Below are 22,170 nucleotides of genomic sequence, written 5' to 3' on the forward strand. Positions count from 1 at the left end.
CCTCAAGGGGGCCGCGCCGGATCATGGCGTGGCCCCACCACCGGAGCCGCATCGCGCATGATAACTTTCCTGATCCTCGCCGTCCTCCTGCTGTTCATTGCCCTCGGCCTGCCAATCGCGGTGTCGCTGGGGCTGACGGCGGTCGGCTTCTATGCTTTGCAGGGTGATTTCCGCATCCTTGCCATGCTGCCACAACGCATGTTCTCGGCGACGACCGGGTTCACGCTGCTGGCCATCCCGTTCTTCATCCTTGCCGGTAACCTGATGAATACCGGCGGGATCACCAACCGCATCTTCCGCTTTGCCGATGCCTGTGTTGGCCATATCCGTGGCGGCCTGGGCCAGGTCAACGTGCTGGCCTCACTGCTGTTTTCCGGCATGTCCGGGGCCGCGGTCGCCGATGCCGCCGGTCTTGGCCAGGTCGAGCTGAAGGCGATGGCCGACAAGGGCTATGACGATGACTTTTCCGCCGCGATCACGGCGGCCTCTTCGACCATCGGTCCGGTCTTTCCGCCCTCGATCCCCTTTGTCCTCTATTCCTCGATCACCGGCGTGTCGGTGGCCAAGCTGTTCCTGGCCGGGGTCGTGCCGGGGCTGCTTATGGCGCTGGCGCTGATGGTGGCGGTCTGGATCATGGCGCGCCTGCACAAGATGCCGCACCGCGATCATATCGACTGGGGCGCGATCTGGTCGGGATTCCGGGAATCCTTTCTGTCGCTTATGACGCCTGTCATCATCATCTACGGCATCTTCGGTGGCTTTTTCACCCCGACCGAAGCCGGCGTCGCGGCGAGCGCCTATGCGTTGTTCCTGTCGATGGTGGTCTACCGCGAGATCAAGCCGCGTGATCTGCCGGCGATCATCTGGGACACGCTGCAACATACGATCCGCGTCATGTTCGTCATTGCCGCCGCCGGGTTCTTCGGCTGGCTGCTGGTCCACCAGCATGTCCCCAATCAGCTTGTCGCCTCGATGCTGGGCTTCTCTGAAAACCCGGTGATCATCATGGCCATCGTCGTCGCCGTGCTGCTGGTGCTGGGCATGTTCCTGGAAGGGATCGCGGTTATCGTCCTAACCGTGCCGCTGTTCCTGCCGGTCATCACCGGCATCGGCGTCGATCCGATCCAGTTCGGCGTCATCATGATCATGTGCTCGATGGTGGGCCTTCTGACCCCGCCCGTCGGCATGGTCCTGTTCGCGGTGTCCTCGATTGCCAACCTCAGTGTAGCGCGGCTGTCGCGTGCGCTGGCGCCCTATCTGATCGGCCTCTGTTTCGTGCTGTTGCTGGTGGTCTGCGTGCCCGCCGTCTCGACATGGCTGCCCGCTCTGGTCCTGGGAGAATGACGATGCTGAGCAAACTCGAATACCGCTTTGGCCAGGTCCTGCGGGCGGTGCCGATCTTCTGCCTGTCGGCCCTTTTCGTGCTGCTGTTCATCAACGTGGTGGCGCGCAGCTTCAGCCTGGCCAGTTTCCCCTGGTTCGACGAAGTGGTGCAGGGCCTCTTTGCCTGGATGGTCTTCGCCGGTGCCGCCGCACTGTGGCGGGACAAGGACCACTTTCAGGTCGACTGGCTGTCTGTCGCCCTGAACCCGGTGGGTCGCCGCCTGTTGCTGATCCTCATCGCCTTGCTGTCGATCTGCTTCCTGATGGCGATGACCTGGTACGGGCTCAGCCTGACGCGCAGCGCGCGGGCCATGACGCCGATCCTGCAGCTTCCGACATCGCTGTTCTACGCCGCCATCCCGATCTCCGGCGCCATCATGCTGGCCTATTCCCTGGCCGAGCTGGTGTGCCTGGTGCTTCCCCAAAAACCACAGCAGGAGCTGACCACATGATCTTTGACCACCGCACCTATACCTGCCGCCCCGGCACCATCAAGAAGCACATGAAGCTGTACGCAGACCACGGCTGGAAGACCCAGTCGTTCCACCTGGGCGCGCCGGTGCTGTACGGCGCGGTCGAGACCGGGGATGTCAATTCCTACGTCCATGTCTGGTGCTACGAGTCCGCCCAGGATCGCGCCGAAAAGCGCGCTGCCCTGGCCGCGGATCCGGAATGGCAGGCCTATCTGAAGATCAGCGCCGATGCGGGTTTCCTGGTGGCACAGGTCAACACGATCCTGACCCCGGCCAGCTTCTTCACGCTGCCCGGCGCGGCCTGATCCCGACCCGCGATGACAAGAGGCGCAGAGGGTTTGCCTTCTGCGCCTTTTTGCATGCCGCCGGGCAACCCTGCTCTCCAATCGCCGGGCAAACACGGTCCGGCGGGCGCAGGTTCCGCCAAGCGTTTGACGATCCCCTGGATTGCCGCCAGAAAACGCTTGAATGCCGGGCCTTACTGTCCGGCGATTGAAAGCGGTGCTGCCAATGCGCCGGTCAACGGGGCAAAAGATCATGTGTGCAAATCAGCTGAACGATATCCGGGAATGGCCCTGCGAAGACATCCCCATGCGCGACGGCTGCCACCTGTCGGCGCGCATCTGGCGGCCCGTCAGTGACGAAAAGACCTCCGCGATCCTTGAATTGCTGCCCTATCGCAAGCGCGACGGCACCGAGGCGCGGGACGAGACGACGCACAGCGTTTTCGCCGCCCATGGCTACGCCTGCCTGCGGGTCGATCTGCGCGGCTGCGGTGAATCCGGCGGCCTGTTCGACGATGAATATTCCGAACAGGAGCTTTGCGACATCGAGGACGTGATCGCCTGGGTCGCGGCGCAGGCGTGGTGCACGGGCGCGGTGGGGATCATGGGGATCTCCTGGGGCGGGTTCAACGGCCTGCAGGTCGCGGCGCGCCGGCCCCCGGCCCTGAAAGCGGTCATCACCCAAAGCTCGACCGTCGACCGTTTCGCCGATGACATCCATTACAAGGGCGGCTGCCAGCTGGCCGAGAACCTCGGCTGGGCAAGCTCGGTCATGTCGTGGTTTTCCCTGCCCCCCGATCCGGCACAATCGGGCGCGGCCTGGCGCGAGATCTGGCAGGACCGTCTGGAAAACATCCCCTTCCTTGCCGCCGAATGGACCCGCCACCAGCAACGTGATGCCTATTGGCGCCACGGTTCCGTCTGCGAAGATTTCTCGCAGATCGAGGCGTCAGTCCTGTCCATCGGCGGCTGGCACGACGGCTACCGCAACACGCCTGCGCGCCTGCTGGAAGGGGGCACCAGCGGTGTCGTCAAGGCCATCGTCGGACCGTGGAACCACAAGTACCCGCATATGGCCGCGCCGGGCCCGCGCATCGATTTTCTGGGCGAGGCGCTGCGCTGGTGGGACCACTGGCTGAAAGGGGCGGAGACGGGTGTCGAGGACGATCCGGCCTACCGGGCCTATGTCATGGACGGGATCGCACCGGCCCGCGACTACGCAAGCCGACCCGGCAAATGGCTGGCCCTGCCGGATTGGCCCTGCCCGCAGGTGCAGCCACAACCCCTTGTGCTGGGTCGAGGCACCCTGGGTCAGGGCCCGATGCGGGACGAGGTGCCGGTCAGGACGGATGCGCTTTGCGGCGCGGCCTGCGGCAAGTATTTTCCCTATGGGTTCGGGGCGATCGAACTGCCCGGCGATCAGCAGGGCGATGACGCGCGGTCGACCTGCTTCGACGGCGCGCCGTTGCAGGCACCGCTGACGATCCTCGGCGCGCCGGAACTGCATCTGCGGCTGGCCAGTGATCAGGCCTATGGCCAGCTTGTCGCGCGGCTGTGCGATGTCGCGCCCGACGGGCAATCGACGCTGATCTCTCTGGGTATGCTGGATCTGCGGTTCCGGGATGGTTTCGGCGCGGCGCAGGCCCTGACGCCCGGGCAGGCCGTGGATGCGGTGGTGACGCTGGATCAGGCCGCCTACAAGGTCCCCCCCGGGCACAGGCTGCGGTTGGCGCTCTCACCGTCCTATTGGCCCTTCATCTGGCCCGCACAGGGGCAGGTCACCCTGAGTGTTGCGGCGGGTCATCTGGCCATTCCGCAACTGTCCGAGGCCGCCGATGTCGCGCCTTGGCAGTTCGCCGAACCGGCCCCGCTGCCGCCGTCTCCCTTGCTGGAGCACCGGCCAGAGGCGGAGGATGTCGAGCGCTTTGAAAGCGATGGCTGGGTGGTGCAACGCATCCGATCCGACTTCGGCGCCTACGAGAACTCCGGCCACGGCTTGGTCCACGATTGCACCCTTGAGGAAACATGGTCGATCAGGCCCACAGACGTCGCCCGCGCCCGCGCGGAGATCACCTGGGACAGGACCATGCGTCGCGATGATTTCGAGGTATCGACCCGCGTCACGGCGGTCTTCGAGACGGATCAGCAGGCGTTCCGCCTTTCAACCCGGCTGGAGGCTTTCGAGGGCAGCTCGCGGATTTTCCTGCGTGATTTTCAGGACAGCGTTCCGCGCGACCTGGATTGACCCGAGGAAAGGCCGTCAAAGCGACATGCCTTCTGGCGCCGCGACATATCTTCGCCTAACATTTGGGCGTTCATGTGTCGTGGTGGCCACGGAATACCAGCGCCAGAATTATACGGTTGAATAGTTAGGGGTGTTTCCGTCATCTTCCTGTCTTGAAGCGAAACGAAGGGTCCTGTCGATGTCCGAAGCGATCCGCGTGGAAAGTCTGTTCAAGAGCTTTGGAGACTTCGAAGTTCTCAAAGGTGTCTCTCTGCGCGCACAAAAGGGTGATGTTGTTGCAATCGTTGGCGGTTCGGGTTCGGGCAAGTCGACGATGCTGCGCTGCATCAACTATCTGGAGACGCCGACCGCCGGCAAGATCGTCATCGACGGCGAAGAGATCCGGCGGCGGGATGACGGCAGCCCGGCCGACCGCAAGCAGATCGAACGCATCCGCACACGGCTGGCCATGGTCTTTCAGCAGTTCAACCTGTGGACCCACCGGACATTGCTGGAAAACATCATCGAAGTGCCGGTGCATGTCCTGAAGACGCCAAAGGCCGAAGCCATCGCGCGGGCCCATGAACTGCTGGAACGCGTCGGTCTGGGCGACAAGGCGGATGCCTTTCCTGCCTACCTGTCGGGCGGTCAGCAACAGCGGGCGGCCATCGCGCGTGCCCTTGCGGTAAACCCCCAGGCGATGCTGTTCGACGAGCCGACCTCGGCGCTGGATCCCGAATTGGTGGGCGAGGTCCTGGGCGTGATCCGCGACCTGGCTGCCGAAGGGCGCACCATGCTGCTGGTCACCCACGAAATGAAATTCGCCCGCGAGGTCGCCAGCCACGTGGTCTATCTTTACCAGGGCCGGATAGAAGAGCAGGGCCCGCCTGCCGAGGTCTTCGGCAACCCGCAGTCCGACCGCCTGAAGCAGTTCCTGAGCTCGGTGGGCTGATCCCAGATACCGCCAAACAACAATGACCAAGACCCCCAACACGGAGAAAAACATGAAACCGATCAAGTCCCTTAGCGTGGTCGCTCTGACCCTGATGGCCGGCACGGCCGTCGCGGATCCCGTCAAGATCGGCGTTGCGGCCGAACCCTATCCGCCGTTCTCGTCGCCGGATTCCTCGGGCAACTGGGTTGGCTGGGAAATCGAGATGATCGATGCCGTTTGCGCCGCGGCCGAACTGGAATGCGTGATCACTCCGGTGGCCTGGGACGGCATCATCCCGTCGCTGAACAGCAAGCAGATCGATGCGATCATGGCCTCCATGTCGATCACCGAAGACCGCATGAAGACCATCGATTTCAGCGATCCCTACTACAACACCCCGACCGTGATCGTCGCGGATTCCTCGATGGACATCGAACCGACGCCGGAATCTCTTTCGGGCAAGATCCTCGGCGTTCAGGCCTCGACCGTGCACCAGGCCTATGCGCAGAAGTATTTCACCGATGCCGAAATCCGCGTCTACCAGACCCAGGATGAAGCCAACCAGGACCTGATTTCCGGCCGTATCGACGCGACCCAGGCGGATGCCATGGCGATGGCCGATTTCGTCGAAGGCTCCGGCTGCTGCGAGATCAAGGGCTCGGTGATGGACGACCCGGCGATCCTTGGCCTGGGTGTCGGTGCCGGCGTGCGCAAGGGGGAACCCGAGCTTCTTGAGGCTCTGAACATGGGCGTCGCGGCCGTCATCGCTGATGGCACGCGCACGAAGATCACGATCGAATACTTCGGAGAAGATATTTTCTGAGGTAGCGATACGTGACCGAACTTCTTGACGCACTGGGCCTGTCGCAAGCCGCAGAGCTGCTGTCGCTGTCGCCTCCGGGCTGGGGACGCAACCTTCTGACGGGATTGTCGAAATCCTTGCAGATTGCGCTTGGCGCCTTTGTCCTTGGCCTGGTGATCGGGTTGTTCGGTGCCTATGGCAAGCTTTACGGCGGGAAGGTCATCCGTGACCTTCTTGCCATCTACACAACGGTGATCAGGGCCGTTCCCGAACTGGTCCTGATCCTTATCCTTTACTATGTCGGCACCGATATCGTGAACCGCGTCTCGGAATCCCTGGGCGGTGGTGTGGTGGAAATCAGCGGTGTCGCGGCGGGCATCTGGGTGCTGGGTGTCGTACAGGGCGCCTATTCGACCGAGGTCCTGCGCGGGGCTATTCAGGCCGTACCCACGGGGCAACTGGAAGCGGCGCGCGCCTTCGGCATGCCCGCCCTGACCACTATCCGCCGTATCACGATCCCCGCGATGATGGCCTTTGCGGTGCCCGGTCTGGCCAACCTCTGGCTGATCGCCACCAAGGACACCGCGCTATTGGCCGTGGTCGGGTTCAACGAATTGACGCTTGAAACCCGGCAGGCGGCCAGCAGCACACGGGCTTATTTCACCTTCTTCATCGCCGCGGGGGTGCTGTACCTTGCCGTAACGCTTCTGTCCGGTGTGCTTTTCACACGGCTTGAAAAATGGGCGCGGCGTGGGCGGCCGTCCCTGAAAGAGGGCACGCAATGATACCCCTCAAGGATCTTTTCCAGCCGCATCGCATCGTCATGATGGTGCTATTCGCGGCCTTCGTCCTGTGGTGCGCGCTAAGCCTGCGGTGGGATTGGATCCCCGCCTACATGCCTCTGGCCATTCAGGGGCTGTGGACCACGCTCTGGCTGCTGGTGGCTTCGGTGGTGCTGGGCTTTGCGCTGGCGGTGCCGCTGGGGCTCGCCCAGGCGGTCGGACCAAGGTATCTTGCCTGGCCGGCTCGGGTGTTCTGCACCGTCATTCGGGGCACCCCGCTGCTGTTGCAGATCTGGCTGCTTTACTACGGGCTCGGCTCGCTGTTTCCGCAATTCCCCTGGATCCGCTCGTCCGAGCTTTGGCCCTATCTGCGGCAGGCCTGGCCCTATGCGCTGACCGCGCTGACCCTGTCCTATGCGGGATACGAAGGCGAGATCCTGCGCGGCGCCTTTTCGGGCGTGGCCAAGGGCCAGCTTGAGGCGGCGCGCGCCTTTGGCATGCCCCGTCGCACGATCTTTCGCCGGATCTGGTTGCCCCAGGCGATCCGCAACGTGCTGCCGACCCTTGGGGGCGAGACGATCTTGCAACTGAAGGCGACGCCGCTGGTCGCGACGATCACCGTCATCGACATCTACGCGGTCTCTTCGCGGGTGCGATCGGATACCTTTATCGTTTACGAGCCGCTCTTGCTGTTGGCGGTCGTCTATATCGTGATCGCGATGATCATCGGACAATTGTTCGCCTGGGTCGAACGCCAGGTGCCACAGTAAGAAGTGCCTCAATAAGAAAAACGCGGCCTCCGATGAGCGCCGCGTCTTCTTGTCGTTGTTCGGGGGTCAGGCGCTTTTCTGCGCCAACTGGCTTGCATGGGCGAGGATCCGGTCGCAGGCCTTGGCGATATCCGCATCCGGCACGGTCAGCGCAAGGCGGACCCAATCGGTCAGCGTGCTGCCGAAGGAACTGCCCGGCATTACCGCGACATTGGCGTGCTCCAGCAGGTGCTCGGCATAGGCATCGCCGTCCATCCCGGTCGCGGCCACGTTGATCATCGCGAACATCCCGGCACTGGGCGGCAGCAGCTTCAGGTCGCTTTCCCGGTCCAGACGGTCCGCGAGATAGCGCGCGCGCGCGGCAAAGCGTTCCCGCATCCCCGGTGCCACGTCCGAACCGTCGCGAATGGCCAGTTCGGTCATGTCGGCGATGAAGGGCTGGTTGCCGAACAGCATGGTCTCGGACAGGGGCAGCAGCGCGGCGGTGAAGTCTTCGGGACCGACGCACCAGCCACTGCGGAACCCGGGTGCGGCATGGGATTTCGAGATCGAGGAAACCACGATCGTCCGATCCGCCAGAGCCGCGCTCGACAGCGGCGAGACGAATTTCGTCTGATCATAGATCAGCTCGTCATAGACCTCGTCCGAGATGATCCAGAGATCATGTTCCAGCGCCAGCGCGCCGAGGGCGTCGATGTCTTCGCCTGTCAGGATCGCGCCGGTGGGATTGTGGGGGGTGTTGAGCAGGATGGCCCTCGTCCGCGGGGTGATCCGGGCAGCGATATCTGTGGCCTGAATGCGGAAACCGTTCTCGGGGCGCAGGGGCACAGGCACGAGGTCCGCCCCTGAGGCCCGCACGACCCCTTCGTAGGTCGCATACATCGGATCGCCCACCAGAACCTCGTCCCCCGCTTCGGCGACGCCCATCAACACGGTGAAAAGGGCGGTCTGCGTGCCGGGAAAGCACATGATCTGCGCGCGCGATACCGGGCGTCCGATGCGGGCGCCGTAACGTTCGGCCAGCGCATCGCGCAGACCGTCTTCGCCTTCGCCCTTGGAATAGGTCGTGCGGCCCTGACGCATGGCGTCGCAGGCGGCCTCGATCAGGTTGGGGGATGTGGGGATGTCGGGTTCGCCGATCGTCAGCTGTATGACGTCATGGCCTTCGGCAATGCGCTGCACGGCCTTGAAATGCACGCTCCACTTGGCGCCGCCAAGGCCGCTCAAACGGCGGGTGATCGCAGTTGTTTTCATCGCTGTCATCCTGTCGACGTGAAGTGTCACCGGGGGTCAGGGCCTGTGCCGGTGAACGAGGATCACACTGGTCGGCAAGCGGCGTTTCGCACCGGGAAATTACTATACGTCTGAATAGCAGCGACGGCGGCACATGTCGATAAGGGAAGTCTTCGAAGGAGACCGCGGCCCTGCAGCAGCGTCGCAAGGGGGGCGGCATCCTTCGAAGGCAGGCACGTCAATAATTTGCGGGGGGATCGCTGGCGGGGAAGGATTGGTCGACTTCCTCGTCGGTTTCCGTCCAGCGTTTCGGAGGGTTCTCCATTTCCTTGGGACCGGCGGGTCGGATGTAGTCGGACTTCTTGTCGTCGCGCGGCTCGGACTCCTCCAGCGCCTCGGGCTGCTGCTTGACCGAAGCCTCCTGGCCCGGTTCATCGGCCCCGTGCGCCTGATCGGCATTCGTCAGGTCCAACGGATCACCGGGTTGCTTCATGCTGCCCTGCGCATTGGCATTCACGTCGACCCGGTGCCGGCTGGCAGGGTCGATCTGCCGGGCCGTCTGGTTGATCGTCCGGCCTTCGTGGCGCTGGACTTCGGTCGGTATGATGGTCTTGGGATCGTCAGCCATGTTCAAGCCTTTCATCTGATCATGAGCCCTCAACGAAACCAGCCGGTAAATGTTCCGGCGTGTGCAAGCGGCTGACCGCCCATGCCGCTCGGCCCGGTGGCGCGGTACAGGCCTGCCGCGGGCCTGTGCACGGGGGCATTCGGGGCGGGATTCAGGGGGCCGATGACCGGCGCAGATCATTCGGAACCCAAATGCGTCCGACAGGGAACGATGCGGCCTGCCTGCCCGTTGTGTTGAAACATCGCAGTAGTTCGATGTAAGCGCACTAATATATGTTAAGTGTTTCGCCGCGGAGGGCCGCAGGACCAGGGGATCAGGGCTTCAGAATGAACGCGCCGAATTACAGATACACACGCCGGTTCCTGCAAGGCCGCTCGCGAGAGGCTTTGAGTGCGCATGAAAAGGCCATTCTGGAAGGCCTGATCGAAGGGGTCGAGAACTTTACCGCCCCCCATACGATCCTGCGTCGGGGTGATATCCTGGACCGCAGCACCTTTCTTATCGAAGGAACGGTGGCCCGTGTCATTCATGAAGGCGGCAAGCGGCACATCCTGGCCCTGCATGTGCCGGGCGATTTCATCGATCTGCATGCCTTCGCCCTGAAGCGCCTGGACCACGACATCGTGTCGATCGGCGCGGTCCAGATCGGCTATGCCGCGCACGAGAAGATCAACGAACTGCTGACGACAGAGCCCAACCTGGCGCGGATGTTCTGGTATTCGACGCTGCTTGATGCCGCAATGCATCGGGAATGGATCATGAAGCTTGAACATCTGAGCGCGGACGGACGCCTGGCCCATCTGATCGCCGAGATGTGGGAGCGGCTGGCCTTCGTCGGTCTTGCCGGAGAGAACGGTTTTTCCCTGCCCCTCACTCAGCAGGAGCTGGCCGATGCCTGCGGCACCACCGCGATCCACATGAACCGCGTGGTGCGCAAGCTGCGCGAAACCGGCGTGGCCGATATTTCGCGCGGGCAGGTCATGATCCTGGACAAGGCCGCATTGAAGCGGATCGGTGCCTTCGATCCGGCTTACCTTTACGGGCAGGGGCCGCTGAAACTAACCTGAGAACTTGACTTCGGGTTAATACTGCTAACATCTGGACAGGCCGGGGGCGGTCAGCTTCGCGGTGATTTGGCAGTATTGCACGAACCGGTTGTTTCGTGCCCCAGTCAGGGTGGCGACGGGCGAGAGATGAGGTTTGACCGCGAGAATCTGGACCTTGCCGTGGGTGTCGCGGGATTGGGTCGTTGGGAATACGACCCCGAAACGGGCGAGACATTCCTGGACGACAACTGCCTTGGTCTGTTGGGCCTTTCCGCCGCGCAGGCCGGATCCTTCATCGAGATCCTGAATATCATCCACCCCGAAGATCACCAGGCGCTCAGGGACAAGCTGACGCAGTTTTCCGCGGAAGACGAAGGCTTTCGCCTGCTGTTCCGGGTGCGTCGGGCCAATGGCAGCTACGCCTGGATCCGCAGCCTCGGGCGGCGGATAGACCAGCCGGGCCGCAGTCGGATGGTCGGTGTCAGCATGGATGCGACCGCCGAACAGACGCTTCTGCTGGAACGCGAAATGCATCTGGCAGAGATGAACCACAGGGTGAAGAACCTCTTCGCGCTGGTCTCGGCCATCGTGTCCAGCGCCGACCGGGAAAGCGAAAGCCGCGAGGATTTCGTCGAGAACCTGCGCGGGCGCATCGATGCGCTCAGCCGGGGTCACGCGCTGATGCTTGGTACGGATGCCAGCGAACCGGTGTCGTTGCAGCATCTGTTCGACCAGATCCTGGCCCCGGCCATGGGCTGCCAGGCGGTGCATCTGGACGGGGACGAGGTCCTGATTCCCACGTCAATTCTGACCCCTCTGGTTCTCATCATCCACGAATGGATGACGAATTCCGCAAAGTACGGCGCCCTGCGCCATGACGGTGCGGTAAGGGTGGATTGGCAGAACCTGGGTCACGCGGTGCATATCCGTTGGCGCGAAGAGGTCGCATCCTACGACGACAGCTCGGCCAGAGGTTTTGGGTCCCGGTTGCTACAGGCCTCGACGCAGCAGCTTGGGGCCGAAAAGACCCGGCACCATGCAGACGGCTGGCTGACGATCGACATGACCGTTCCGTTGCAGGGCTGACCCGGATCCGAGCACTCCAGCCATTGGGCGTTTTCGGGTCCTGTCGCCCCGTGGGATGCGCGTGCGGGCCGGGCGGCAAATATATTCGTTTCATGATATGACGTTGGTCGGACAAACTTGGGAACCGATCCGGTTTTCTGCCGTTGACCCACCAGACGCCGGACAGTTTCACCATCACGCAGGTACGTCGCCGGTCGCTCATGCGATCCGGAGCCGAAGGGATTTTGCACCCCCTTCGTGCGGAGTGGCGCGCGCGGTGCGCATCGTGAGGAAACTGGCTGGTGCCGACACAGGCAGACCAACCTGCCCGCCCCGATCGACACGGGTGGCGCAGACCCAATCCAGGACCCGGAGGACAGCATGGCGAAACTGACCAGCAAGACGGATACAGCATCCCAGACCGAAGATTTTACCGGCACGGGTGGCGAGACACGTCAGGTGGCCGGGGGCGACCGTCCCACGATGACCACCGCTCAGGGCATTCCGGTGTCCGATGACCAGAATACGCTGCGCCAAGGCGCGCGCGGCCCGGCGTTGATGGAAGATTTCCACTTTCGCGAGAAAATGTTCCACTTCGACCACGAACGCATCCCCGAGCGGGTCGTGCATGCCCGTGGCTATGGCGCGCATGGGTTCTTTGAAACCTACGAACCACTGACCGACCTGACCTCGGCCGACATCTTCCAGCGCAAGGGCGAAAGGACCCCGGCCTTCGTGCGGTTCTCGACCGTGGCGGGCAACAAGGGTTCCGCCGATCTGGCCCGCGACGTGCGCGGCTTTGCCGTCAAGCTGTATACCCAGGAGGGCAACTGGGACATCGTGGGCAACAACATCCCCGTCTTCTTCATTCAGGACGCGATGAAGTTCCCCGATCTGATCCACGCGGCGAAAGAAGAACCCGACCGGGCCTTCCCGCAGGCGCAGACCGCGCATGACAATTTCTGGGATTTCGCCTCGCTCAGCCCCGAATCCGTCCACATGCTGATGTGGGCCATGTCGGATCGCGCCATCCCCCGCTCCTTCCGTTTCATGGAAGGCTTTGGCGTCCATACCTTCCGGATGGTCAACGCCGAGGGCAAGTCGCATTTCGTGAAATTCCACTGGAAGCCCAAGCAGGGTCTGCAGTCTGTGACCTGGGACGAGGCGGTGAAGATCAACGGCGCGGACCCGGATTTCCACCGCCGAGACATGTGGAACGCGATCCAGTCCGGCGATTATCCGGAATGGGAGCTGGGCCTGCAGGTCTTTGACGAAGATTTCGCCGACAGTTTCGATTTCGACATCCTCGACGCGACCAAGCTGATCCCCGAGGAACTGGTGCCGGTGCAGATCGTCGGTCGTCTGGTGCTGAACCGCATGGTCGACAACTTCTTTGCCGAGACTGAACAGGTCGCCTTCCACACCGCCAACGTGCCGCCGGGTGTGGATTTCACCGACGACCCGCTGTTGCAGGGGCGAAATTTCTCCTACCTCGATACGCAGCTGAAACGTCTTGGGAGCCCCAACTTCACCCACCTGCCGATCAACGCGCCCAAATGCCCCTTCCACAGCTTCCAGCAGGACGGTCACATGGCGATGCACAATCCCAAGGGGCGCGCGAACTACGAGCCGAATTCCTGGTCGGGCGAGGCCGCCGGACCCCGTGAAAACCCCGCCAAGGGCTTTACCAGCTACCCCGAAGAGGTCTCGGCTCCCAAGGTACGCGAGCGGTCGGAAACCTTCGCGGATCACTACAGCCAGGCGCGGCAGTTCTACATCAGCCAGACGGAAACCGAGCAGACGCATATCCGGGATGCCTTTGCCTTTGAACTGTCCAAGGTCGAAACCCCGGCGATCCGGTCCCGCGTGCTGAGCCACCTTCAGCATGTCGACATGGATCTGGCCACCAGCCTTGCCGACGCGCTCGGTATGGAGTTGCCCGACAAGGCAGATGCCGCGCGGGAGCCCTTGACCGGGCTCGAACCCTCTCCGGCGCTCAGCATCCTGAAGAACGGCCCGAAAAGTTTTGCCGGGCGCATCCTCGGCATTCTGGTCAGTGACGGGGTCGATGCGGCAGAGGTCGATGCCCTGAAGAAGGCCGCCGAAAAGGCCGGTGCCAAGGTCGTCGTGGTTGCCCCAAGGATCGGTGGCGCCAAGGCCAAGGACGGTTCGATCATCCCGGCGCAGGAAAAGACCGATGGCGGTCCGTCGGTGCTGTTCGATGCGGTTGCGGTGCTGACCTCGTCCGAGGGGGCCGAGACGCTTGCGCAGATGCATGCGGCCAAGACCTGGGTCGCGGATGCCTTTGCCCACAAGAAGTTCCTCTGGGCCAACGCCCCGGCCATGCCGCTGTTGCAGGCCGCCGGTCTGCCGAAGGACCCTGACGCGGGCATGTTCCTCGATGGCACCTCCGGCGATGGCGCATCGGGTCCGGATGCCTTCCTGAGGGCCTGCGCCGCGCTGCGCTTCTGGGACCGGTCCTGACGGACCTGCTGGGAGGCGCGCAATGCTGGAAACCGTCAAGGACAATGCAGAGCTGTTTCAGATCCTGGCCAGCCTGGCGACGACATTCGTCTGGCTGGTCTATCTGAATATCTTTCTGCAGGGCTATATCCAGCAGCGCCGCTCCAGCCTGCTGATCAATCGGGGCGGCGGGGAAACCACGGAAGCCCGCTGCCTGATCAGCAACATGGGTGCCGAGCCCGCATATCTGCTGGACGTACTGGTGTCCCTCGACGGGCAGGACGGGCCGGTGGTGGCCAGCGTTGTCGATCGCAACGAATTGCGACGGGAGGAGGTGACGACCCCCGCCGAACTGACCGGGCAGGGGCCGATCCCATCAGGTGGCTTTGTTGATATCGGCAGTTTCCAGGACGTCATCGACCGCGCGCGCGGGCATCTGGGGCGAGAGGTCGATCCCGGCAGCGGGTTGAAGCTGGTTGCGGTGGCGGCAACCAACCAGGCCCGCAACATCGCCGCTGCGGTCCGCGAATTCGAGGTCGAGGCAGAGGAGGGCACCTTCTACGTCACACCCTGTAGCGTCGATGCCCGTCAGATCCGCTCCCGTCGGGAAAGGCGCCGGATCACCAGCGTTCTGGGTGCCTTGCAGAAACGACACGGTCAAAACACCTCGTCCCTCGGGGCGGAGTTGGCAAAGCTGTGACCTGACCCGCGCGCCGCGTCGATCACAAGAAACGGCGCGCGGCGTCTTCCATGGAACCGGGGCAGGAACCTTTTCGTTTACAAGGACACTCCCCCGGACTCAGAGGTGCCCCATGTCTGCAAAGGACGACGATCCCGTAACCCATGATGCGGCTGATGATGACAGGGGGAACCAGGCGACCGGCATCGCGGCAGGGGGCTGGGGGTCGCTGAAGGGAATTGCCAGGATCATCGGGCAATCCGAACCTTCGGCCGAGGCATTGCGCACCCTCTACCGACAGAACAAGCCCGGCGGGGTCATGTGCACCGCCTGTGCCTGGGCCAAACCCGGAAAGCCGCATCCGGCGGAGTTTTGTGAAAACGGCGCCAAGGCCACTCTGTGGGAGCTCGACAAGCGACGCGCCAATGCCGAATTCTTTGCCACCCACAGCCTGACCGATCTGCGCCACTGGCATGATACCGATCTGGAGAAGGCCGGGCGGCTGACCGACCCGCTGCGCTATGATCCGCAGACGGACCACTATGTGCCCGTCACCTGGCAAGAGGCCTACGCGGATATCGGCGCCCGGCTCAAGGCGCTCGACCAACCCGAAGACGCGGTCTTTTATGCCTCTGGTCACGCGGGGCTCGAAGCGGCCTATCTGTATGCGCTTTTCGCGCGGGCCATGGGGCACCAGAACTTGCCGCAGTCCTCGAACATGTGCCACGAGACGACCTCGGTCAACTTGCAGACCTTCATCGGTACGCCGGTCGGCACCTGCACGCTTGAAGATTTCGACCACTGTGATGCGATCTTCTTCTTTGGCCAGAACACCGGATCGAACAGCCCACGCTTCCTGCACACGCTGAAAGACGCCGTCGACCGGGGCTGTCGCATCGTGACCTTCAACCCGGTGCGGGAACGCGGGTTGGTGGAATTCGTCGATCCGCAGAATGTCGGCCAGATGCTGACCGGGCATGGCACGGAGATCTCGGAACAATTTTACCAGGTGCGCCCCGGTGGGGACATCGCAGTGCTGGTCGGCATGATGAAATCTGTCCTGGCTGCGGAACGGGACGCGCCGGGCACCGTGCTGGATCAGGATTTCATCGCGACGGAAACCCTGGGGTACCGCGAGACCATCGCTCAGGTCGAAAGCTATGGCTGGCCAGAGATCGAAGAGCAATCCGGCCTGACCCGCGCGATGATCGAGGACGCGTCAGAGGTCTACCTGAACGCCAAGAACGTCATCGGCATCTACGGGATGGGCCTGACGCAGCACGTGAACGGCTGGCTGAACCTGGGCATGTTGGTGAATCTGCTGATGTTGCGCGGCAACATGGGGCGGCCGGGCGCGGGGATTTCCCCGGTTCGCGGACATTCCAACGTGCAGGGCCAGCGCACGGTCGGCATCGGCGAGAAATCGGCTCATATGCCGGCGGACAAGCTGAAGGAACTTTTCGGGATCGAGGCACCGACGCGGAACGGGCTGAACGCGGTTCATGCCTGTGAAGCCATCCTTGAAGGGCGGGTGAAGGCGATGCTGTCGCTCGGCGGCAACCTGTTGCGCGCGCTGCCCGACCGCGAACGGATGGAAGCCGCCTGGCCGCAGCTTGGCCTGACCGTCAACATCGCGACCAAGCTCAACCGGTCGCATCTGTTTCCGGGGCAGACGGGCTATCTGCTGCCCTGCCTAGGGCGCCTCGACAAGGACATGCAGGCCGGCGGTGCGCAGGCCGTCTCAATGGAAGGGTCGCTGTCCCACGTCTATGGCTCTGTGGGAGAGGCGACACCACCGGGCGACGCGGTTCGTTCCGAAGTGGCGATCATCGCCGGGATTGCGCAGGAAACCCTGCCGGCGAACCCGCATCTGGAATGGGGTGCCTGGATTGATGATTATGCCCTGATCCGCGATCTGATCGCCCGCACCTACCCCGACGATTTCGCCGATTTCAATGCCCGCATGTTCGAGCCGGGCGGCTTTTACCGCGGCAATCCCGTGCGCGACCGGATCTGGAAGACCGAAAGCGGCAAGGCCCAGTTCACGGCGCCCGACTGCCTGAGCGCCCTTGGCGCGGCCCCGGCGGGCGAGGATGTGCTGACCCTGATCACCATGAGGTCCAACGATCAGTTCAACACGACGATCTACGGCATGTCCGACCGGCTGCGCGGGTTGGAAGGAGAGCGCGACATCGTGCTCCTGAACGCGGAAGAGATCGCGCGCCTGGGGCTGAAGGAAGGGGATCGCGTGACGCTGATTTCCGCGATCGAGGACGGAATCACGCGCCGGGTGCCGGGCCTGAAGGTCGTTCCCTATGACCTGCCCAACAGCTGCATCGCGGGTTATTACCCCGAGCTCAACCCCCTGGTGCCGCTGTCCTATCACGAAAAGAATTCGCAGACCCCGGCCTACAAGGGCGCGCCCGTGCGCCTGTTGACCGAGGCCTCCTGAGAGAGGGCGCGGGCCGTCAGATCAGGATCACCATCACCACGACGATGGCCGCAACCGCAAGGCAAAGCGCGATCAGGGTGCCTTTTCCGGGTCCGCTGCCTTGCAGAAGATCCGCCTGATCCTTCTTTTCCTCGGCCGGGTCGGCGCGCCCGGTTTCGGCGCGGGCCGCATGGGCCACCTGTTCGCGGGACGGCGGGTGGCCTGCCGCTTCGTCATCCGTGCCAAGCGGCGCGGCAGCCGGATCAGAGAAGGCGACCTTGTCCGCCGCACCCCCGCGATCGATCTGCTCGCGCAATTGCGCGGCGTTGCGGGGTTCGTCCTTTGCCTTGGTGCTCATGTGACATATTCCTTCGTGGCTGTCTGGATGACCAACGACACAGGGCCTTTTCCGTTCCCTTGATGGGGATGGAAAGGACCGGCCACGGCGGGGTTTCACCCGCTGCAGGACCCCCGGCATCGGCCAGATCGATGGGCTCAGCCCAGCCAGAGGAAGATGCCGACCGGCAGCAGCGCCAGAAGCCCCAGCGACACGATGGCAAGCCCCCCGTCGCGGGTCAGAAGGCTGGCGGCGAACAGCGCGATGATGGCCGATGCGATGGAGCCGGAGGCCGGCACGAGTTCCATGAAGGGCATGAACAGCGTCAAGGCCATGATCAGGATCATCGGCAGCCACAGCCAGGGACGATGAAACAGGAAGGTCAGGCGTGGCTTCAGGAACCGCTCCACAAAATGGACGGGTTTGCGCAGCCAGGCGATGCCCTTGCCTAGCTTTTCGGTGCCCAGCCGTCGCCTGGTCAGCCATTTCGGAAGCCAGAGGCTTTGGCGGCCCAGCATCATCTGCGCGACCAGGATAAAGACCAGCACCGCAACAAAGGCGGTAACACCGGGTATGGCGCTGGCCGGGGAGGCGGCAATCAGCGAAAACACCAGCATCAACGAGGCGAAAGAGGTCCGCCCGAGGGTGTCGACGACCTCCTCAAAGCGGATCTCGTCGTCGTGCAGGGCAGATTCCAGTTCGTCCAGCACCTCGCTCAGAGCGTGGGAGGAGGTATCGGGCGTATCTGCGGTATCGGAGGTTTCTGTCGTCGTCATTCAGCCAGGTATCCCCTCCATCGCGGCAAGGACCCTGTCGGGCGTTGCCGGAAAGTCTCGCATTCGCGCCCCGCAGGCGTGGTGGATCGCGTTCAGGATCGCCCCGCCCGCGCCGCAAATGCCCAGTTCCCCGATGCCCTTGGCCTGCATGGGACCGGCCCAGGGATCGCGTTCTTCCACGAAGTGGACCTCGAGCGGTGGCACATCGGCGTTTACCGGCAGGTGATATTCGGCAAAGTCGCGGTTCACGATGTGCCCATCACGCCGGTCATGGGTCATCGCCTCGGTCAGTGCCATGCCGATGCCCCAGGTCTGGCCGCCGTGACACTGCGAACGGGCCGTGCGCGGGTTCAGCACCCGACCGCAGGCGAAACTGCCCAACATCCGGCGCATCCGCACCTCACCGGTCACGTCGTTGACCGCGACCTCGGCGAAATGAGCGCCAAAGGTCGCCTGGCGGACCTTTTCGGCGGCCTCGCCGGGCTGGACATGGCCGTGCCCACTCAGGTCTTCGCCGCCGAGGACTTCGCTCAGGGGGTGTCGTTGATTGTTGTGGATTGCCATGCCGTCCTTCAGGGTCAGCGCGGCCTCGTCACAGTTGAGGCGTGCCGCGATTTGCCGGCGCAGGTCCATCCCGGCCATCCAGACGGCCGTCCCGGTCGACGCGGCCCCGAAGGAGCCGCCAGAGCCGGAACCGGGCGGCAGATCCGTATCGCCCAGCCGGACCGTCACCTGGTCCAGCGGCAGGCCCAGCAGTTCACCCGCGATCTGGGAAAAGATCGCGTAGCTGCCGGTGCCGATATCGGTCATGTCGCTTTCCACCACGGCGCGGTTGCCCTCAAGGCGGATGCGGGCCTCGGCCTCGATCACCATGTTGACGCGGAAGGCGGCAGCCATGCCGGTGCCGATCCACCATTCGCCCTCGCGCCGCTGGCGGCGGGCAGCGGGGCGGTCGGCCCAGCCGAAGCGCTCCGCGCCTTCTGTCAACGCGCTTTCGAGGCGATGGGACGAAAATGGCACCCCACTTTCCGGGTCCTTGTCGGGGATGTTGCGCAGGCGCAGGTCGACAGGGTCGATGCCGGCCTTGCAGGCCAGCTCGTCCATGGCGACCTCGAAGGCGGTGACGCCGACCGCTTCGCCCGGTGCCCGGACCGACCCCGCAGCCGGGCGGTTGATCCGCGCGATGCGCAGGCCAAGGCAGCGATTGGCTGCGGCATAGGCGAAATGGCTCGCCTGAACGACAGGTTCGGCAAAGACTTCGCCGGTGATGTTGGACACCAGCGCCTCATGTCCCAGCCCCGTCAGGCGGCCGTCGCTGTCGGCGGCAAGGCGGATGTGCTGGCGGGTCTCGGAGCGGCGGGTGTTGACCTCGAAGACATGGCGGCGGTGCTGGACCACGCGGACCGGCTGGCCAAGCTCCATCGCGGCAAGGGCGGCAGACACGCAATCCGCCGAGATCCCCAGCTTGGACCCGAAGCCGCCGCCGACGAAGGGGGCAAGGATGCGGACGTTTTCTGGGTTCAGTCCGACGCTGTCCGCCAGTTCGTTGCGGTTGAACTTCAGCATCTGCAAGCTGCCCCGCAGGGTCAGGGTGGTGCCGTCCCAATCGGCCGTCGCGGCATGGGGCTCCATCGCGCCGGAGGTCATCGACGAGGTCGTGTAGGTTTCGTCCACCGTGATGGCGGCATCGCGCATCGCCGCGTCCAGATCGCCCTGGGCGCTTTGCTTGTCATCGGGGTCTTCCGGGGACACGTCCTGCGGGTTTACCGGCACTTCTTTGGGCTGGATCTCGACCGTCAGGGATTGCGCGGCATGGCGGGCCTGTTCGAAGGTATCGGCCACGACCAGGGCAATCGGCTGGCCGACGTATTCGGCCTTATCGACACCCTGGATCGGGGCCTCGTTCGCGGCACCCTGTGCCGCGTTGCGGATCATGCGGGCGTCGCGCAGCACCGTACGGACTCCTGCCATTTTGCGGATTGTGTCGATATCGGGACAGGCGACCGCGCCGATGGCGGGCGCGCGCACCAGAAAGCCGTGCAACAGGCCATCTGGGCGGGCTTCGGCAGCGTAAAGCGCGCGGCCCGTGGCCTTGTCCAGCCCGTCGGGCCGGGCGTTGTCCTGACCCAGCACGTTCTGCGCCAGATCATCGGCGCGGTTTTCATGGTCGGCGTTGTCGATCTTCAGGTCCAGGGTCATTGCGTCGCCTCCTTCAGGACTGCGCTCAGCACACGCCGGGCCAGCGGCAGCTTGAATTCCGTGCCTTCGCGGGGTGCGGCGTTGCGCAACAGATGCTTGCCGGCCTCCGCGAACAGGGCGTCCGACGGGGTCTCGCCAACAAGCAGGGCGTCGACCGCGGGGTCGCGCCAGGGGCGGGCGCCAAGCCCGCCGAAGGCCAGTGCCGCCTGGCTGAAACGCCCCTTGTCAAGCGTGACGACTGCGGCCACCGACACCAGCGCAAAGGCGTAGGACGCGCGGTCACGTACCTTGCGATAGACCTGCACTGCGCCCTGCGGGGGGGGCGGCAGAAGGACCGCCGTGATCAGGTCGCCCGCGCCGAGCGTTGTTTCCAGATGCGGTGTCACGCCGGGCAGGCGATAGAAATCATCCAATGGCACATGGCGGATGGCACCATCCGGGCCTTCGACTTCGACCAGGGCATCCAGTGCGCGCATGGCAACGGCCATGTCCGACGGGTGCAGGGCCACGCAATGATCCGAGGTGCCCAGCACAGCGTGATTGCGCATCTCGCCGCCCAGGGCGGCGCAGCCGGAGCCCGGTGCGCGCTTGTTACAGGCTGCATCCGTGTCGTAGAAATAAGGGCAGCGCGTGCGTTGCAACAGGTTTCCACCCGTAGTGGCCTTGTTGCGTAACTGGCCCGAAGCCCCGGCCAGAAGGGCGCGGGACAAAACAGGGTAATCCCGGCGCAGACGCGGATCGGCGGCAAGGTCGGAATTCGTGACCATGGCACCGATGCGCAACCCGCCATCCTGAACTTCGATCCCATCGAGCCCGAGGCGGGACACGTCGACAAGCCGGTCAGGCGCCATGACCTCCAGCTTCATCAGGTCGACAAGGTTGGTGCCCCCGGCGATGAACATCGCACCTTCGCGTGCGGCTGCATGGGCGGCGTCCCGGTCGGAGGGGCGCTGATAATCGAAAGGTTTCATTCCGCGGCCTCCTGCTGATCAATTGGTTGCCTGGTCTCGTCGGCGATCTCGCGGATCGCGGCGTTGATGCCCGGATAGCAGGAACACCGGCAAAGATTGCCGCTCATCCGTTCGGACAGCTCGGCATGGCTCAGGGTCACAGGGCCTTCCAGATCATCGCTGACGTGGCTGGGCCAGCCGGCGGAGACCTCTTCCAGCATCCCCGTGGCCGAACAGACCTGACCCGGTGTGCAGTAGCCACATTGCATGCCGTCATGGGCGACAAAGGCCTTCTGCAGGGCAGAGGCGCCACCTTCGGCAAGCCCTTCGACGGTGGTGATGCTGTCGCCGTCGTGCATCACGGCAAGACTGAGGCAGGCGTTGATCCGGCGGCCATCCACCAGCACCGTGCAAGCGCCGCATTGGCCGTGATCACAGCCCTTCTTGCTGCCGGTCAGCCCGATCTGATCGCGCAGGGCATCGAGCAGGGTGACCCGCGGGTCGATGTCCAGTTCATGGTTCCGTCCGTTGACGGTTAGCGTGGTCTGCATGAGGGAGCTCCTTGAACGTCACAAACTCAACGAGGAGCGCCTGAACATGTTCCCGGCGATATTTCGATGTTGGGGGATGGGGGCAGCCTGCGCCGATCAAGGGGCTTGGCGCTGCGGGTCCCGAGGGCCTCGGGACGGGTGGAATGACCCCCGGCGAAAG

Annotated in this window: 20 protein-coding genes; 13 read left to right on the forward strand and 7 right to left on the reverse strand. The window is 63.9% G+C overall.

Annotated elements, in window-relative coordinates; translation table 11 throughout:
* Window positions 1-57 precede the first annotated feature (57 nt).
* From PSAL_RS18240 to PSAL_RS18275, 8 genes are all read left to right on the forward strand, one after another.
* Window positions 58-1,344, forward strand: coding sequence for a TRAP transporter large permease (locus tag PSAL_RS18240; RefSeq protein ID WP_119840447.1), 1,287 nt, complete (start codon window positions 58-60; stop codon window positions 1,342-1,344).
* Window positions 1,345-1,346: 2 nt separating this feature from the next.
* The gene (locus PSAL_RS18245; protein ID WP_196222865.1) at window positions 1,347-1,835 is read left to right on the forward strand and encodes a TRAP transporter small permease; all 489 of its coding nucleotides are present in this window, start codon (window positions 1,347-1,349) and stop codon (window positions 1,833-1,835) included.
* Window positions 1,832-2,161 (forward strand): NIPSNAP family protein, encoded by a 330-nt coding sequence (locus PSAL_RS18250; RefSeq protein ID WP_119840445.1) that lies wholly within the window; start codon window positions 1,832-1,834, stop codon window positions 2,159-2,161. Before PSAL_RS18245 ends, PSAL_RS18250 begins: the two co-directional genes overlap by 4 nt.
* 232 nt (window positions 2,162-2,393) lie before the next feature.
* Window positions 2,394-4,385: a CocE/NonD family hydrolase gene (locus PSAL_RS18255; protein ID WP_119840444.1), complete on the forward strand. Its 1,992-nt coding sequence runs from the start codon at window positions 2,394-2,396 to the stop codon at window positions 4,383-4,385.
* Between the two features lie 178 nt (window positions 4,386-4,563).
* Complete coding sequence (locus PSAL_RS18260) at window positions 4,564-5,316, forward strand: ABC transporter ATP-binding protein (RefSeq protein WP_119840443.1); 753 nt, start codon at window positions 4,564-4,566, stop codon at window positions 5,314-5,316.
* Window positions 5,317-5,368: 52 nt separating this feature from the next.
* On the forward strand, window positions 5,369-6,121 hold the full coding sequence (locus PSAL_RS18265) for a transporter substrate-binding domain-containing protein (protein WP_119840554.1): 753 nt from the start codon (window positions 5,369-5,371) through the stop codon (window positions 6,119-6,121).
* A gap of 11 nt (window positions 6,122-6,132) precedes the next feature.
* A complete protein-coding gene (locus PSAL_RS18270) occupies window positions 6,133-6,885 on the forward strand; it encodes an ABC transporter permease (RefSeq protein WP_119840442.1) in 753 nt (250 codons plus the stop codon).
* Complete coding sequence (locus tag PSAL_RS18275) at window positions 6,882-7,652, forward strand: ABC transporter permease (RefSeq protein ID WP_119840441.1); 771 nt, start codon at window positions 6,882-6,884, stop codon at window positions 7,650-7,652. The genes PSAL_RS18270 and PSAL_RS18275 overlap by 4 nt, the downstream gene beginning before the upstream one ends.
* Window positions 7,653-7,718: 66 nt before the next feature.
* Here PSAL_RS18275 and PSAL_RS18280 read toward each other — a convergent pair whose 3' ends face one another.
* Together PSAL_RS18280 and PSAL_RS18285 are read right to left on the reverse strand one after the other, a co-directional pair.
* The gene (locus tag PSAL_RS18280) at window positions 7,719-8,906 is read right to left on the reverse strand and encodes a pyridoxal phosphate-dependent aminotransferase (RefSeq protein ID WP_119840440.1); all 1,188 of its coding nucleotides are present in this window, start codon (window positions 8,904-8,906) and stop codon (window positions 7,719-7,721) included.
* A gap of 217 nt (window positions 8,907-9,123) precedes the next feature.
* Window positions 9,124-9,513, reverse strand: coding sequence for a hypothetical protein (locus PSAL_RS18285; RefSeq protein WP_119840439.1), 390 nt, complete (start codon window positions 9,511-9,513; stop codon window positions 9,124-9,126).
* A 386-nt stretch (window positions 9,514-9,899) separates the two neighbouring features.
* On the opposite strand from PSAL_RS18285, the gene PSAL_RS18290 reads away from it, so the two are divergent.
* From PSAL_RS18290 to PSAL_RS18310, 5 genes are all read left to right on the forward strand, one after another.
* Window positions 9,900-10,580, forward strand: a complete 681-nt coding sequence (locus tag PSAL_RS18290) for a Crp/Fnr family transcriptional regulator (protein ID WP_231388706.1) — start codon at window positions 9,900-9,902, stop codon at window positions 10,578-10,580.
* 126 nt (window positions 10,581-10,706) lie between these two features.
* Window positions 10,707-11,645, forward strand: a complete 939-nt coding sequence (locus PSAL_RS18295; protein ID WP_119840437.1) for a sensor histidine kinase — start codon at window positions 10,707-10,709, stop codon at window positions 11,643-11,645.
* A gap of 360 nt (window positions 11,646-12,005) precedes the next feature.
* Entirely contained in the window at window positions 12,006-14,108 is a 2,103-nt protein-coding gene (locus PSAL_RS18300) for a catalase (protein ID WP_119840436.1), read from the forward strand.
* A 22-nt stretch (window positions 14,109-14,130) separates the two neighbouring features.
* Window positions 14,131-14,787: a hypothetical protein gene (locus tag PSAL_RS18305; RefSeq protein WP_119840435.1), complete on the forward strand. Its 657-nt coding sequence runs from the start codon at window positions 14,131-14,133 to the stop codon at window positions 14,785-14,787.
* A 112-nt stretch (window positions 14,788-14,899) separates the two neighbouring features.
* Window positions 14,900-17,218, forward strand: a complete 2,319-nt coding sequence (locus tag PSAL_RS18310) for an FdhF/YdeP family oxidoreductase (RefSeq protein ID WP_119840434.1) — start codon at window positions 14,900-14,902, stop codon at window positions 17,216-17,218.
* A gap of 16 nt (window positions 17,219-17,234) precedes the next feature.
* On the opposite strand, the gene PSAL_RS18315 is transcribed toward PSAL_RS18310, so the two are convergent.
* The 5 genes from PSAL_RS18315 to PSAL_RS18335 form a co-directional block, all read right to left on the reverse strand.
* Entirely contained in the window at window positions 17,235-17,555 is a 321-nt protein-coding gene (locus PSAL_RS18315) for a hypothetical protein (RefSeq protein ID WP_119840433.1), read from the reverse strand.
* 137 nt (window positions 17,556-17,692) lie between these two features.
* Window positions 17,693-18,310 (reverse strand): exopolysaccharide biosynthesis protein, encoded by a 618-nt coding sequence (locus tag PSAL_RS18320; RefSeq protein ID WP_119840432.1) that lies wholly within the window; start codon window positions 18,308-18,310, stop codon window positions 17,693-17,695.
* The gene (locus PSAL_RS18325) at window positions 18,311-20,509 is read right to left on the reverse strand and encodes a xanthine dehydrogenase family protein molybdopterin-binding subunit (RefSeq protein ID WP_119840431.1); all 2,199 of its coding nucleotides are present in this window, start codon (window positions 20,507-20,509) and stop codon (window positions 18,311-18,313) included.
* Window positions 20,506-21,480 (reverse strand): FAD binding domain-containing protein, encoded by a 975-nt coding sequence (locus PSAL_RS18330; protein WP_119840430.1) that lies wholly within the window; start codon window positions 21,478-21,480, stop codon window positions 20,506-20,508. Before PSAL_RS18330 ends, PSAL_RS18325 begins: the two co-directional genes overlap by 4 nt.
* Window positions 21,477-22,010, reverse strand: coding sequence for a 2Fe-2S iron-sulfur cluster-binding protein (locus tag PSAL_RS18335; protein ID WP_119840429.1), 534 nt, complete (start codon window positions 22,008-22,010; stop codon window positions 21,477-21,479). The genes PSAL_RS18330 and PSAL_RS18335 overlap by 4 nt, the downstream gene beginning before the upstream one ends.
* Between the last annotated feature and the right edge of the window lie 160 nt (window positions 22,011-22,170).

This window comes from Pseudooceanicola algae (assembly GCF_003590145.2).
Classification (GTDB): domain Bacteria; phylum Pseudomonadota; class Alphaproteobacteria; order Rhodobacterales; family Rhodobacteraceae; genus Pseudooceanicola; species Pseudooceanicola algae.